We start from the raw sequence: 13709 nt of genomic DNA, 5'->3' as shown, positions 1-13709 counted from the left end.
AGCCTCGCCGGCCGGCCGCGGTGCCGGACGGGTGTCCGGAACCGCGGCGTTCGCGTCTCAGCCGCTACTCCCGGTGTTTTCACTCGTCTCGCTGATCTCGACGTGCCGGGGCTTTGCGACCTCGGCCTTGGGGACGGTGATGGTGAGCACCCCGTCCGACATCTGCGCATTGATCTTTTCGGTGTCGACCTCTCCGGGCAGCCGCAGCCGGTACTCGAAGGCTCCGGTGCGGCGGGTGCTCCGGCGCAGGACGCCTTTGCGTTCCTTCTCCTTGATCTCTCCGGTGACCACCAGCTCCTGGCCGCTCGCTTCGACGTCGATGTCCTTGCTCTTGACGCCGGGGAGTTCGATCTCGACGTGGAAGGCGTCGTCGGACTCCGTGACATCCGCCAGGGGTGTCCACGCGACTGGGGCCGCCGCGCCGCCCACCGTGGATTCGATCAGTCCGCTCATCTCGCTGAGCAGTTGGTCGAACTCCGTCAGCGGATTGCGTGCCCAGCCAAGGGGCCTGTCCTGCATTGCGCCACCGCGGTGGCGCCTGACGGGTGTGGTCATTCCCATCGCCTCCTTCTCCTTCTCGTGATCTCGTCGCCCGTTGGGTGTCATGCGAGCCAAGCGGACTCCTTCGGACGGGTGTGCGGGGAGCTGTCGGTGCCGCCGGGCACGGCCGTGCGGCCCAGGTAGCGGTGCACGAAGTGGACGCTCATCGCGCCTTCGCCGACCGCGGAGGCCACGCGCTTCACCGATCCGCTGCGGACATCGCCGGCGGCGAAGACGCCAGGCAGGCTGGTCTCCAGCGTCAGGCAGTCGCGACCCTGGCTCTGCCACAGTCCGGGAACGGAGCAGGCCTGCGCCTCCGCGCCGGTGAGCACGTAGCCGCGCGCGTCGAGGGCGAGCGCGCCTGACAGCCACTCGGTGTGGGGGTCGGCGCCGGTGAAGACGAAAAGGGCCCGCACCTCGAGGTGGCGGTGTTCGCCCGTACGGTGGTCGACCACGTCGACCGCCTCCAGCGTTTTGTCGCCGAGTGCCTCGGTCATCTCGGTGTGCAGCAGCACGCGCACCCGCGGGTGGCGCTCGACCTGATCGATCAGGTAGCGGGACATGTGCGCCTCGAGGCTCGGCCCACGGACGAGCAGATATACCTGCGGTGCGTACCCGGCCAGGAAGAGCACGGCCTGGCCTGCGGAGTTGCCGCCGCCGACGACGGCCACCGGGTCGGTGCGGCACTGCTGGGCCTCGTAGACGGTCGCCGAGTAGTGGACGCTCGCGCCTTCCAATGGCTCGATGCCGGGCACTTGGAGGCGGCGGTAGCGGGCGCCGGTGGCCAGGATGACGGTGCGGGCGGTGATCTCGCTGCCGTCGGCGAACCCGACGGCGTAGTGGCCGTCCCGCGGTTCGAGGCGGGCCGCCTCCGCCGGGACGCTGATCCGGGCGCCGAACTTGCCCGCCTGCAGCACCCCGCGCTCAGTGAGTTCGGCACCGGAGATGCCGGACGGGAAGCCGAAGCAGTTGTCGATGCGGGAGGATGTCCCGGCCTGGCCGCCGGTAGCCATCGCCTCGACCACGGTCGTGCCGAGGCCCTCCGAGGCGGCGTTCACCGCGGCGGCGAGACCGGCGGGACCGGAGCCGACGATGAGGAGATCGCCGCGGCCGTTGCCCAAGGGCAGGGGCGGCAAGCCGATCAACCGGGCCAGTTCGGCGTTGCTCGGATTACGCAGCAGGGTCGCGTCACGCCAGATCACCAGCGGCGTCTGTTCTGGACCGACCGCGAAGCGGCGCAGCAGCGCCTCGGCCTCCTCGTCCGTCTCCAGATCGATCCAGCGGTGCGGCAGCCGGTTGCGGGCGGCGAACTCGCGCAGCCGCCGGGTGTCGGGCGAATAACGCGAGCCGATGATGCGGAAACCGGCGCCCTGCCCGACGAGCAGGGCACGGCGGCCCAGGCAGGCGCGCAGCACCACATCACCAAGGATGGAGTCCCGGGTCACCAGGTCACGCAGCTGATCCATGGACAGGGCGAGGATCTCGCCGGGGTCCCTGACCACGGCGGTGTAGAAGGCCACCTGTCCGTTCAGGAGTCCGAGTTCGCCGATGAAGCGGCCGGGGCCGTGCACACGCAGCAGGCGTTCGCCAGGCGTGCCGTATCCCTCGACGATGGCGACCGAGCCACTGAGGACGACGTAGAACGTCTCGCACCGCTCCCCCTCCCGGATCAGCACGTCACCGGCGTCAGCCGCGCGCCGCCGGCCATGCTGCGCCAGGCGGGCCGTCTGGTCGTCCGACAGACGGGGATAGGCGCCGTAGAGGTCGGGAGTCTCGAAGGGGACGCTCTCCAGCGTCTCGTCCGGCACCGGCGCTGCGCTTGGCCGCGTCTCGTCGCCGGGCATCACACGAACGCCTCGTGGACGAAGCACCACCGCCAGTCCTCGCCGGGCTCCAGCGAGGCCACGATCGGATGGCCGTCGGCGGCGGCGTGACGGCGGGCGTGCCGGTTCGGCGAGGAATCGCAGCAGCCGACGTGGCCGCAGGTCAGGCAGAGCCTGAGGTGGACCCAGGGAGAACGCGTGGCCAGGCATTCCTCGCACCCAGGAGCGCGCGGGGTGACGGGGCGTACGAGGGCGAGGTGGGGGTCGGTCCGTACGGTCATGGCTGATCACCCTTTCCCGGCCGGTTCGTGGCCCGCGATCGAGTGCTCCACCCACTGCCGCAGGGCGGGGGCAGGTGCGGCACCCGACTGTCGGGCGATGGTCTGTCCTTTGTCGAGGACAAGCAGCGTCGGTACCGCCTGGACCTCGAACCGCCGCGCCAGGCGCGGGTTCCTGTCGATGTCGACCTTGACCAGTTTGATCGTTCCCGCGAGATCGGCGGCGACCTTCTCCAGCGCGGGGCTCACCATGCGGCAGGGGCCGCACCAGGTGGCCCACAAGTCGACGACGACGGGCACGGTGGCCTGCTCGACGACCTCGGTGAAGTCGTCGTCGCCCGCGTCGGCCATCCACGGCAGAGGCTGCTTGCAGTTGCCGCACCTGGGGCGGCCCTCGGCGGCCACGGGTACCCGGTTGGTGCGCCCGCAGTGCGGACAGGTGACGTTGGTGGCTCGCACGGTACTCATGCCGCCCTCGCTCCCTTCACGTCCTCGGGCTGGTCGTAGGTGACCACCAGCTCTCCGTGCTCGGCGTCGACGCGGACCTTGGCGCCGTCCTGGACGTCACCGCGCAGCAGGGCCCGCCCGACCAGTGTCTCGACCTCGTGGGAGATGTAACGCCGCAGTGGCCGGGCCCCGTACACCGGGTCGTAGCCCTGGTGGGCAATCAACTCCCGGGCCGCGTCGGTGAGTTCGACGGTGATGCGGCGTTCGGCGAGACGGCGGCGCAGTTCGTCGAACTGCAGCTCCACGATCCGCTCGATCTGCCGCTCGCCGAGCGGTTTGAACAGCACGATGTCGTCGACGCGGTTGAGGAATTCCGGGCGGAAGTGCCCGCGCAGTTCGCCCATCACCAGGGCACGGGCGTCCGGCTTGATCTCACCCTCGGCGGTGGCGCCGTCGAGGAGGTGCTCGGATCCGATGTTGGACGTCATGATGATCACGGTGTTGCGGAAGTCGACGGTGCGGCCCTGGGCGTCGGTGATGCGGCCGTCGTCGAGGATCTGCAGCAGCGTGTTGAAGACATCGGTGTGTGCCTTCTCGATCTCGTCGAACAGCACGACCGAGTACGGCTTGCGGCGTACGGCCTCGGTGAGCTGGCCGCCTTCCTCGTAGCCGACGTATCCCGGCGGGGCCCCCATGAGCCGGCTGACGGTGTGCCGCTCCTGGTACTCGCTCATGTCGAGGCGGACCATGTTCTCCTCGGAGTCGAACAGGGCCCGGGCGAGGGTCTTGGCCAGCTCGGTCTTCCCGACGCCGGTGGGGCCGAGGAAGATGAACGAGCCGATGGGGCGGCGAGGGTCGCGGATGCCGGAGCGGGCCCGGATGATGGCGTCGGCGACGAGCTTGACGGCCTCGTCCTGGCCGATGACGCGCTCGCGCAGTATCTCGTCGAGGCGCAGCAGTTTCTCGCGTTCGCCCTCCTGGAGGCGGGAGACGGGGATGCCGGTCCAGGCGGCGACGATCTCGGCGATCTCCTCCTCGGTGACGACCTCGCGCAGCAGCCGGTTCTGCCCTTGTTTGGCGGCCAGTTGTTCCTCCTCTGCTGCGAGCCGGCGTTCCAGGTCCTGGAGGCGGCCGTAGCGGAGTTCGGCGGCGCGGTTGAGGTCGTAGGCGCGTTCGGCCTCCTCCGCTTCGTGGCGGACCTGCTCCAGTTCCTGGCGCAGTTCCTGCACGCGGCGGATCGCCTGCCGTTCGGCCTCCCACTGGGCGTGTTTGGCGTCGGCCTCGCCGCGCAGGTCGGCCAGTTCCCTGCGCAGCTCCTCCAGGCGGGCCTTGCTGGCGGCGTCGGTCTCCTTGGACAGGGCCGCTTCCTCGATCTCCAGGCGGGTCACCCGGCGGGTGACCTCGTCGAGTTCGGCGGGCATGGAGTCGATCTCCGTACGCAGCCGGGCACAGGCCTCGTCGACGAGGTCGATGGCCTTGTCGGGCAGGAACCGGTCGGTGATGTAGCGGTGGGAGAGCGTCGCCGCCGCGACCAGCGCCGTGTCCTGGATCTTGACACCGTGGAAGACCTCCAGGCGTTCACGCAGGCCGCGCAGGATGGAGATGGTGTCCTCCACGCTGGGTTCGTCGACCAGGACCTGCTGGAAGCGGCGTTCGAGGGCGGCGTCCTTCTCGATGTGCTTGCGGTACTCGTCCAGGGTGGTCGCGCCGATCATGTGCAGTTCACCGCGTGCCAGCATGGGCTTGAGCATGTTGCCCGCGTCCATGGCACCTTCGGCGGCGCCCGCGCCGACAACCGTGTGCAACTCGTCGACGAAGAGCAGGATCCGCCCCTCGGCGGCCTTTACCTCGCTCAGCACGGCCTTGAGGCGCTCCTCGAACTCGCCGCGGTACTTGGCGCCCGCCACGAGCGAGCCCATGTCGAGGGCGAACACCGTCTTGTCGCGCAGTCCTTCGGGCACGTCACCGCGCACGATGCGCTGGGCCAGACCCTCCACGATGGCGGTCTTGCCGACGCCGGGGTCGCCGATCAGGACAGGGTTGTTCTTGCTCTTGCGGCTGAGGATCTGGGTGACGCGGCGAATCTCGGCGTCCCGGCCGATGACGGGGTCGAGGCGCCCGGTCCTGGCCTCGGCGACGAGATCGCGGCCGTACTTCTCCAGGGCCTCGTAGGCCACCTCGGGGTTGGCGGAGGTCACGCGCTGGTTGCCGCGGACCTGGGTGAGCGCGCCGAGGAAGGACTCCCGGGTCACGCCGTGCTCCTTCAGCATGCGCCCGGCGGCGGTCGCCGAGCCCTCCTCGGCCAGGGCCAGCAGCAGGTGTTCCACGGACACGTACTCGTCCTTGAGACGTTTGGCCTCCCGCTCCGCCGCGTCCAACAGCCGGGCCAGGCGCTGGGTGACGAAGACCTGCCCCGGTGCCGCGCCCGGGCCGGTCACCTTGGGCCGGCGGGAGAGCTCCTCGCGTACGGCCGCACGCAACTCCTCGGGCTCGGTGCCCGCCTGCTGCAGCAGCCGCGGGATCAGGCCCTCCTCCTGGTCGAGGAGGGCGAGGAGCAGATGCTCGCCGTCGACCTCGGTGTGGCCCAGGCGGCCTGCGGCGCTCTGGGCCTCCTGCAGGGCTTCCTGGGACTTCTGTGTCAGGCGGTTCATGTCCATGGTGGTAGATCACTCCTCACGCCTGCACGCCGCAGCGCGGCTTCGAGCAAGCTGATGCGGTCGAGCAGGTCGAGCACCAGACCGAGGGATGCGTAGTTCAGGCACAGCCCGGTGCGCAGCCGCTGGACGCGGGCCAGGGCGGCCGGGGCCGTGGGGGCGAACACCAGCCGTCCGGAGGCGTCACGGCCGGCGTCCACCAGTCCGAGGGCGACGAACCGACGGATCAGGTCGGGATGGAGGCCTGAGCGGCGGGCCACGGTCTCCAGGGAGAGCCTGGGCACGGGCACGATCGCGTACTGCACGCCCACCTCGTGCGTGCGTGCGTGGGACGGGCGGGCCTCGGCCGGTCGGTCGCTCATCAGGTCCTCCTGGGGTCGAACGAGGAGACAGCGGCAAGTTCCTCCAGCAGCTCGCGCTCCCGGTCGCTCAGCCGGGGCGGCACCATGATCCGCAGCTCCGCGTACAGGTCTCCGTTCGCGCCGCGAGGGCCCGGCATGCCCTCGCCGCGCAGCCGCAGGCGCCGTCCGCTGGAGGACCCGGCGGGCACGGTCACCTTCGCCGTGGCACCGCTCGGCGTGCGAACCGGCACGGTCGCGCCCAGCGCCGCCTCCCACGGGGTGACCGGAAGCCTTACGTGGACGTCCCGGCCGTCGAGGCGGAACTCGGGGTGCGGCTGGATCCGCACCCTCAGGTACAGGTCCCCGGCGGGAGCGTCGTCGCCGCTCCCACGCCCGCCCTCCCCGGCCAGCCGGATGCGCTGCCCGTCGGTGGTGCCGGGCGGCACGTCCACCTGGTAGCGCCGTTGCCCGGCCGGCCCGGCGAGGGTGACCGTACGGCGGCCGCCCCGATAGGCCTCCTCGACGGTGAGCGGCAGTTCGGCCTCCTGGTCGGCGCCGGGCACACGCATCCGCCCGGCGCCGCCGAACAGAGAGCCGAACAGATCCTCGACATCGACCCCCTCGCCCCCGAAGCCTGCCGTGGAGTACCTCACCCGGGGACCGCCGCCGGTGGTCCCCCAGAAGCCGCTTCCGGCTCCGGCACCGGCGGCGACCCGCTCCTCCCAGTCCTCCGGGACCTTCCGGAAGTCCTCGCCGAAGCGGTCGTACCGGGCTCGCTGCTCCGGATCGGACAGGACACTGAAGGCCTCATTGATCTCCTTGAACCGCTCCTCCGCCTGGGGGTCCTTGTTGACGTCGGGGTGGTACCTGCGGGCCAGGGTGCGGTAAGCCCGCTGGATCTCGTCCCGGTCGGCGGTGCGCGCAACGCCGAGCACCTCGTAGAAGTCGCGTGCCATGGACGGTCACTCCCGCTTCGCGACAGTCACGGCGGCAGGCCGCAGCTGCCGCTCGGCCTCCCCGTAACCGGGTCGCAGCACCTGGACCACGGTGTTCGGATCGGCGTCGGGATCCTGGACCACGCCGACCACCTCGTGCCGGGCCGGGTCGAACGACACGCCCCGTTCTGCGTGGCGCGGGTAGCCCAGCCGCTCCAGGACGTTCACGGCCTGGTCACGCACAGCCCGGACACCTTCGACAATCGCACCGGGGTCGGCGGCCGCGTGGCTCAGGGCAAGTTCCAGGTTGTCGACGACGGGCAGGAAGGCCGCAGCCGTACGGGCGCGTTCGGCCGCGGCCTCCCGCTCCAGTTCCCTGGCGTGGCGTTTGCGCAGGTTGTCGAGGTCGGCCAGGGCGCGGCGCCAGCGGTCCTCGGCCTCTCGCAGCGCGGCCGCGTACTCGTCCTCGGGTGCGGCGGTGCCGGATGCGGCGTCGGGCCCCGGCTCGGCCTCCTCGGCGGGCGGTCCGGACTGCTCAAGGTCCCCGCGCGGCGGCTGTACGGCGCCTTCGGGCGGCGGGTCGGGCTCTCGGTCCCGGGGTGGGATGGGCATGGCGGGCACCTCAGCCCTTGTCGAACTCGGCGTCGATCACGTCGTCGTCCCCGGCGCCGCCTGGCGCGGCCCCGCCGGTACCGGATCCGTCCGGTGAGCCGGTGCCCGCCGGGCCACCCGCTGCGGCTCCCGCCTGGTGGGCCGCGAGCCCGGCGAAGACCTGCTGGAGTTCGGAGGTCAGCGGCCGGACCTTGTCCACCCCGGCCTCGTTCTTGACCGCCTCGCGGGCCTCGGCCACCAGCATCTCGGCGCGGGCCCTCTCGTGTGCGGGCGCGGCGTCGCCGAGTTCGCCGAGGCGCTTTTCGACCTGGTAGGCGATGGCGTCCAGTTCGTTGCGGGCGTCGACGGCCTCGCGCAGGGCCTGGTCCTCGCCGCGGTTACGCTCGGCCTCCTGGACCATCCGCTCGACCTCACTTCGGTCCAGGTTGGAGCTCTCGCTGATGGTGATGCCCTGCTCCTTGCCGGTGTCCTTGTCCCGCGCGGTGACGTTGAGGATGCCGTTGGCGTCGATGTCGAAGGTGACCTCGACCTGCGGCTCGCCGCGCGGCGCGGGGCGGATGTCGGTGAGCTGGAAGCGACCCAGGACCCGGTTGTCGGCCGCCCTCTCACGCTCGCCCTGCAGGACGACGACATCGACAGCGGGCTGGTTGTCCTCGGCGGTGGAGAAGGTCTCGGTGCGGCGCACCGGGATGGTGGTGTTCCGCTCGATGATCTTCGTCATCACGCCACCGCGTGTCTCCACGCCCAGTGACAACGGGGTGACATCGAGCAGCAGGACATCCTTGACCTCGCCCTTGAGGACCCCGGCCTGGATCGCGGCGCCCATCGCCACGACCTCGTCGGGGTTGACGCTCATGTTGGGGTCCTTGCCGCCGGTCAGCCTCCGCACCAGGGCCTGGACGGCGGGGATGCGTGTGGAGCCGCCGACGAGGATGACCTCGTCGATGTCGCTGTCACTGACCTTGGCGTCGTCCATGGCCTGCCGCACCGGGCCCAGGCAGCGCTCCACAAGGTCGCCGGTGATCTGCTCGAACGTGGACCGCATGATCGTCGTGGTCAGATGCTTGGGCCCGGAGGCGTCGGCCGTGATGAACGGCAGGCTGACCTGTGTCTGGGTCACCGAGCTGAGCTCGGTCTTGGCCTTCTCGGCGGCCTCGAACAGGCGTTGCAGGGCCTGCGGATCCTGGCGGAGGTCGATGCCGTTCTCCTTCTGGAAGCCGTCGGCGAGCTGGTCGACCAGCCGTCGGTCGAAGTCGTCGCCGCCCAGATGGCTGTCACCCGCCGTGGACCGTACCTCCACCACGCCGTCGCCGACATCGAGGATGCTGACGTCGAAGGTGCCACCGCCCAGGTCGAAGACGAGCACCGTCTCGTGCTGCTTCTTGTCCATGCCGTAGGCGAGAGCGGCCGCGGTCGGCTCGTTGATGATCCGCAGCACTTCCAGGCCGGCGATCCGTCCGGCGTCCTTGGTAGCGGTGCGCTGGGCGTCGTTGAAGTAGGCGGGCACCGTGATGACCGCCTCCGTGACCCGCTCGCCCAGCTGCTTGGAGGCGTCGTCGGCGAGCTTGCGCAGCACCTGCGCGCTGATCTCCTCAGGCGCGTAGAGCTTGTCGCGCACCTTGAAGCGGGCGGCGCCGCCGTCTCCCTCGACCACGTCGTACGCGACGGCCTTGGCCTCTTCGGAGATCTCGTCGAAGTGCCGGCCGATGAACCGCTTGGCCGAGTAGATGGTGCCCTTGGGGTTGAGGATCGCCTGTCGGCGGGCCAGCTGGCCCACCAGGCGCTCGCCGGTGTCGGTGAAGGCCACCACGGACGGCGTCGTGCGGTTGCCCTCGCTGTTGGGAACGACCGCCGACTCGCCGCCCTCCCAGACGGCGATCACCGAGTTCGTGGTGCCCAGGTCGATGCCTACTGCCTTGGCCATGAGGAACTCCTTCCGCGACGGGCGGCCCCGTTCGCCCTCGGAGTCGCGCCCGGTCTTCCGCACTCGATCAGGTGACGGCGGGACCGCTTCGCGGGCGGCTGCTCTTCCAAGCCCCGCTGCTTGTGCCGGTACCGGTCCCGCTGGGCAACTCGGCCAGTAGCTGCACCGCCTCGTCGGCGACCGCTTCGTCGGCGACGACGTCGTACCGGCTGGGCTGCATGAAGCTCACCGACGCGAAGTCCCGGCGGCCACGCTGGGCCGCGTGCACCAGCAGGCCGAGCAGAGCACCGACAAGTGCTCCAAAGACCAGCCCGTACAAGGCGAGGAGCAGCCCCGACACGACCGGGTCCAACCAGTTCAGCAGCCCGAAGATCCACCCGATCAGCGCGCCGGGCAGGGCACCGCTCGCCGCGCCCTGCAGCGCGGCCCCGCCATGTCCCATGCGGCCGGTCACCTGCTCGACCAGGCGCACGTCCTGCCCGATGATGGCCACCCTCTCGACGGGAAAACCCTGATCGGACAGGTGATCGACGGCGCGTTCCGCCTCCTGGTAGGTCGTGTACGAGGCGATGGTCCTGCGGACCTGCTCGTTCATCAGCCAGTCCTTCCTGCCACGGCCACCGGTGCGCCCCGGCGATCCCTGACAGGCCCAGAGTTGCAAGAGAGCAGCGCGCTCCGCCTGCACCCGGCAGGTCAGGAATCGACGCAGTGAGTCACTCCAGGAGAACAAGGCCACATCCTGATAAGCCGGATGACCTTGCCCAGGCTGGGTACGTGGGGCTCGCAAAGGCGTGGATCCCACGATTCACTCGATCGCCTCCGAAGACCGGAGAACGGAGTGATCTATGGCCCGCCGTCCGTCACAGAGGTTGTCCTCTGACGTCTCCGGCCGGGAAGTGTCCCGTCTCCCGAGCGACACCGCGGGCACCGAACGGCGCGACCCCCGTCCGCTCGCGGTGCTGGATCCGCACGGGCTGCTGGTGCTGTCCCGCACCCTCTTCACCTGCACGGAGCAGAGTGAGATCGTGCGTCTGGCCATGCGGCACGTCAGTGCCCTTGGTCCTTACAACGCCGAGGCCGGATACCTCGCGACGGGCGACGGTCTGTCTCGCGTCCCCGGCCACGACGCGGGAGCGCCAACGATCGACGACGCACGCATGAAAGAGTTGGGCGAGGCTGACGGCTCCGTATCCCTTCCGGAGCGGTCCTGGAACTGGGCCTTCGGCCTGCGTGGGGCCGGCGGTCTGCTCGGCTACATCGTGGTCTCCTCCCACTCCGGACCCGATGAGCAGGGGCACTTCCTCCTCTCGACCCTCGTGGGACTCACATCGGCGGCCCTGTCACTGGCGGCCACGCGCGCCTCGCAGCACGACAACGCCGGCGAACTGAGCCGACTCCGCACCGAACGGGACACCGCACTGCGGCAGCTGGACACGATGCGCTCCGAGCTGCACCTGCAGAAGACCGTGCACGAGACCCTCGCCCGTGTCGCTGCCCGGGGCGGCGGCGAGGACGCCATCACCCAAGCGCTGTACGAGCTCACCGGGCTGTCAGCGCTCATCGAGGACCAGTTCGGCAACCTGAGGTCCTGGGCCGGTCCCGGCCAGCCCGCCCCTCATCCGGTGCGGTCCCCGACCTACCAGGAAGAGATGCTGCGCCAGGTCGCGCGCGAGGCTGGCCCGGTCAGGGTCAAGGCCCGGCTGATCGCCCTGGCCCGGCCACGAGGCGACGTCCTCGGCGTACTCGCCCTCGAGGACCCCGAGGCGACGGCCGACGAGCACACCATGTTCGCCTTGGATCACGCCCAGCGCGTGCTCGCTCAGGAGCTCCTGCATATGCGCGAGCTCACCGAGGTCGAACTGCGGCTGCGCCGCCAGCTGATCGACGACCTGCTGGAGGGCACTGACGAGAAGAGCGCCTACTCCCGGGCCGAAGCCCTCGGCCACGACCTGCAACGTACCCATTACGTGGTCGTGGTGCACTGGCCGGGCAACGCCGCAGACGACTCCTTCACCCGGGCCGTCGAGCACGCAATGGCCACGACGGCGGCCCGTCCGTTGATCACCCGTCGCGGTGACCGCGTGGTTCTGCTGACCGAAGCGAGGCCCGACCACGATGCGGTGCACGCGGCGCTGGCCCATGAGCTGGGGAGGCCCGACGGCGCGATCGGGGTGAGCACCCGCTGCGACTCCCCGGACGGCGTTCCCCGCTGCTATCAGGAGGCACTGCGGGCCCTGGAGGTGCGGCAGAACTCCCGCCAGCGCAGCGGGACGACGTTCTTCGACGACCTCGGGCTGTACCGGATACTGGGGCCCGGCAACGATCTCCGGGAACTCGAAGGCTTCGTGCGAGAGTGGCTCGGCCAGCTGATCGACTACGACGCAGGGCACGACACGGAGTTGGTGGAAACGCTCTCGCGCTACTTCGACTGCGGAGGCAACTACGACGATGCGGCCGCCGCGCTGACGGTCCACCGCAGCACCCTGCGCTACCGGCTGCAGCGCATCCGTGAGATCGCTGACCGCGACCTGGCGGATGTGGACACCCGGCTCAATCTGCAGGTGGCAACGCGCGTATGGAAGATCATCCTGGATGGGCGGAGCTGATCGCGGATACCCGGAGGGGTCGGCGCAGCGGGTCAGTCAGGCAGTCGAATGGTCGCCTTTGACCTCGCCGGACACATCACATTGGTCAAAGTTGATGTCGACCAGTCCCCCAGCCGCCCGGCTATTCGAGGTACAGATGGTGCCCACCCTGCTGGTGCTCCACAAAGGGCAGGTCATCGCGTGGCAGACAGACGCGGCACCTGTGGGCGTCCTGCGCCCGTGGGTGGAGAAGACCCTCCCAGGGCACCGGCCCGGCTTCCCTCCGCAAGAGGCACGAGAGCCGTCCAGGCCAGGGAAATATGAGCCCATGCTTGTCAAGTTTTCTTCTCTGAGCTATATGAATGGTGTACGGGCATCGCAGACCGGATCCGTCGTTCGAAAGGAGATGACCAGTGATGCTCATGCGTACCGACCCGTTCCGTGAACTGGATCGACCCACCCAGCAGGCGCTCGGTACGAGATCCTGGCCCACCGCCATGCCGATGGAGGCATACCGCGCGGATGGCGCATTCGTGGTCCACTTCGACATCCCGGGCGTCGACCCCGAGGCCATCGACCTCGACGTCGACCGGAACATCCTCACCGTCCGCGTTGACCGCCGCTCGCCGGCACCGGATGCGGCACAGTTGATCGCAGCCGAGCGCCCGACCGGGACGTACAGGCGCCAGCTGTTCCTCGGCGACAGCCTCGACACCGAGCGGATCGACGCCTCGTACGACGCCGGGGTCCTTACGCTCCGCATCCCGGTGGCCGAGCAAGCCAAGTCGCGGAAGATCCAGATCTCGGGTGGCGAGCCTCCGAAGCGGATCGACGCCTGAAACGGGCTGCACCGGCTCCCGGTAGGAGCCCTCGCTTTGTACTGCCGGGGCCGGCAGCCGGCCCCCCTCCTGCATGCACCGTCTGACATCGTCGTCGGCGCCTTTGGCCCGGAGACCGGCGAACAGAATGAAGGAAGGGATACCGGAGATGCGATGGAGTGAACTCGTGGAGGAAGTGCGCGAGCGCGGGGGGTACTCCACCACCAAGGAGGCCGAGCGGATCATAAAGATCGTGCTCTCCACACTGGGCGGGCACCTGACCGGTCCCGCGAAGGCCGATCTGGTCAAGCGGCTGCCTGTCGAGGCCGCCGCGGTCATTGCCGAGCAGGTACCCGTCATCAAACCGCTGACCGGTGCGCAGTTCGTCGACAGTGTGGCGGCCCGGATCGATGGAGCCACTCCCACGACTGCCCGCTGGGACGTCAGCTCGGTCCTGAGCGTGGTGGCGGACGCTGCGGGTGACGAGCTCACAGAGCGCATCATCCGTCTGCTCCCGCCCGGATACGCCCTGCTGTTCGGCCGGGTCCGGCTTGCGGCCTCATCGCCTGTCCGCACATGAGGTGTGCTCGTGCCGAGCAACGGCCAGCGGAGGTGGGTGACCCGGCCTACCAACGCCCAACGGGGCGCATCAGCCCCCACGGGCCTTGCGGTTGTATTCCTCGTCCTTGAGATGGACATTCCTCTCCGAATGGGGTGATGGTGATGTTCCTGTCCGTAGCGTCATCGGTCCT

At 69.8% G+C, this 13709-nt stretch carries 13 protein-coding genes; 3 read left to right on the top strand and 10 right to left on the bottom strand.

Translation table 11 applies throughout. The annotated features are described in order from the left end of the window. Positions 1 to 57 precede the first annotated feature (57 nt). The 10 genes from ACPT94_RS08370 to ACPT94_RS08325 form a co-directional block, all read right to left on the bottom strand. On the bottom strand, positions 58 to 555 hold the full coding sequence (locus tag ACPT94_RS08370) for an Hsp20/alpha crystallin family protein (protein ID WP_425245535.1): 498 nt from the start codon (positions 553 to 555) through the stop codon (positions 58 to 60). Between the two features lie 47 nt (positions 556 to 602). Further along, the gene (locus ACPT94_RS08365) at positions 603 to 2384 is read right to left on the bottom strand and encodes an FAD-dependent oxidoreductase (protein WP_425245534.1); all 1782 of its coding nucleotides are present in this window, start codon (positions 2382 to 2384) and stop codon (positions 603 to 605) included. Next, complete coding sequence (locus ACPT94_RS08360) at positions 2384 to 2644, bottom strand: UBP-type zinc finger domain-containing protein (protein WP_075033266.1); 261 nt, start codon at positions 2642 to 2644, stop codon at positions 2384 to 2386. Before ACPT94_RS08360 ends, ACPT94_RS08365 begins: the two co-directional genes overlap by 1 nt. A gap of 6 nt (positions 2645 to 2650) precedes the next feature. Then, positions 2651 to 3109 (bottom strand): thioredoxin, encoded by a 459-nt coding sequence (gene trxA / locus ACPT94_RS08355; RefSeq protein WP_425245533.1) that lies wholly within the window; start codon positions 3107 to 3109, stop codon positions 2651 to 2653. Beyond that, positions 3106 to 5745: an ATP-dependent chaperone ClpB gene (gene clpB, locus ACPT94_RS08350; RefSeq protein WP_425245532.1), complete on the bottom strand. Its 2640-nt coding sequence runs from the start codon at positions 5743 to 5745 to the stop codon at positions 3106 to 3108. The genes trxA and clpB overlap by 4 nt, the downstream gene beginning before the upstream one ends. After that, entirely contained in the window at positions 5736 to 6104 is a 369-nt protein-coding gene (locus ACPT94_RS08345) for a chaperone modulator CbpM (RefSeq protein ID WP_425245531.1), read from the bottom strand. The genes clpB and ACPT94_RS08345 overlap by 10 nt, the downstream gene beginning before the upstream one ends. Beyond that, positions 6104 to 7039, bottom strand: a complete 936-nt coding sequence (locus ACPT94_RS08340) for a DnaJ C-terminal domain-containing protein (protein ID WP_425245530.1) — start codon at positions 7037 to 7039, stop codon at positions 6104 to 6106. Before ACPT94_RS08340 ends, ACPT94_RS08345 begins: the two co-directional genes overlap by 1 nt. A gap of 6 nt (positions 7040 to 7045) precedes the next feature. After that, positions 7046 to 7630 carry a nucleotide exchange factor GrpE gene (locus ACPT94_RS08335; protein ID WP_425245529.1) on the bottom strand — a complete coding sequence of 195 codons (585 nt, stop codon included), beginning with the start codon at positions 7628 to 7630 and terminating at the stop codon, positions 7046 to 7048. Positions 7631 to 7640: 10 nt separating this feature from the next. Beyond that, a complete protein-coding gene (gene dnaK / locus ACPT94_RS08330) occupies positions 7641 to 9554 on the bottom strand; it encodes a molecular chaperone DnaK (RefSeq protein ID WP_425245528.1) in 1914 nt (637 codons plus the stop codon). A gap of 67 nt (positions 9555 to 9621) precedes the next feature. Next, entirely contained in the window at positions 9622 to 10149 is a 528-nt protein-coding gene (locus ACPT94_RS08325; protein ID WP_425245527.1) for a YflT domain-containing protein, read from the bottom strand. 301 nt (positions 10150 to 10450) lie between these two features. Here ACPT94_RS08325 and ACPT94_RS08320 point away from each other — a divergent pair, with 301 nt between their 5' ends. The 3 genes from ACPT94_RS08320 (at position 10451) to ACPT94_RS08310 (ending at position 13537) form a co-directional block, all read left to right on the top strand. After that, a complete protein-coding gene (locus tag ACPT94_RS08320) occupies positions 10451 to 12160 on the top strand; it encodes a PucR family transcriptional regulator (RefSeq protein WP_425245526.1) in 1710 nt (569 codons plus the stop codon). 395 nt (positions 12161 to 12555) lie between these two features. Beyond that, entirely contained in the window at positions 12556 to 12978 is a 423-nt protein-coding gene (locus ACPT94_RS08315) for an Hsp20/alpha crystallin family protein (RefSeq protein ID WP_425245525.1), read from the top strand. 166 nt (positions 12979 to 13144) lie between these two features. Further along, on the top strand, positions 13145 to 13537 hold the full coding sequence (locus ACPT94_RS08310; protein WP_425245524.1) for a DUF2267 domain-containing protein: 393 nt from the start codon (positions 13145 to 13147) through the stop codon (positions 13535 to 13537). The last annotated feature ends 172 nt before the right edge of the window (positions 13538 to 13709 follow it).

The sequence above is a fragment of the Streptomyces aurantiaciflavus genome (assembly GCF_049808595.1).
GTDB lineage: Bacteria > Actinomycetota > Actinomycetes > Streptomycetales > Streptomycetaceae > Streptomyces.
Note: the sequence above shows the minus strand (reverse complement) of the source record. Positions and strands in the feature narration are given on the sequence as shown.

What these genes read in the sequence shown, in the direction of transcription:
- ACPT94_RS08325 (WP_425245527.1), bottom strand. Translation starts at nt 10,149, where the DNA reads ATGAACGAGCAGGTCCGCAGGACCATCGCCTCGTACACGACCTACCAG.
- ACPT94_RS08340 (WP_425245530.1), bottom strand. Translation starts at nt 7,039, where the DNA reads ATGGCACGCGACTTCTACGAGGTGCTCGGCGTTGCGCGCACCGCCGAC.
- clpB (WP_425245532.1), bottom strand. Translation starts at nt 5,745, where the DNA reads ATGGACATGAACCGCCTGACACAGAAGTCCCAGGAAGCCCTGCAGGAG.
- ACPT94_RS08315 (WP_425245525.1), top strand. Translation starts at nt 12,556, where the DNA reads ATGCTCATGCGTACCGACCCGTTCCGTGAACTGGATCGACCCACCCAG.
- ACPT94_RS08335 (WP_425245529.1), bottom strand. Translation starts at nt 7,630, where the DNA reads ATGCCCATCCCACCCCGGGACCGAGAGCCCGACCCGCCGCCCGAAGGC.
- ACPT94_RS08345 (WP_425245531.1), bottom strand. Translation starts at nt 6,104, where the DNA reads ATGAGCGACCGACCGGCCGAGGCCCGCCCGTCCCACGCACGCACGCAC.
- trxA (WP_425245533.1), bottom strand. Translation starts at nt 3,109, where the DNA reads ATGAGTACCGTGCGAGCCACCAACGTCACCTGTCCGCACTGCGGGCGC.
- ACPT94_RS08370 (WP_425245535.1), bottom strand. Translation starts at nt 555, where the DNA reads ATGACCACACCCGTCAGGCGCCACCGCGGTGGCGCAATGCAGGACAGG.
- ACPT94_RS08365 (WP_425245534.1), bottom strand. Translation starts at nt 2,384, where the DNA reads ATGCCCGGCGACGAGACGCGGCCAAGCGCAGCGCCGGTGCCGGACGAG.
- ACPT94_RS08360 (WP_075033266.1), bottom strand. Translation starts at nt 2,644, where the DNA reads ATGACCGTACGGACCGACCCCCACCTCGCCCTCGTACGCCCCGTCACC.
- dnaK (WP_425245528.1), bottom strand. Translation starts at nt 9,554, where the DNA reads ATGGCCAAGGCAGTAGGCATCGACCTGGGCACCACGAACTCGGTGATC.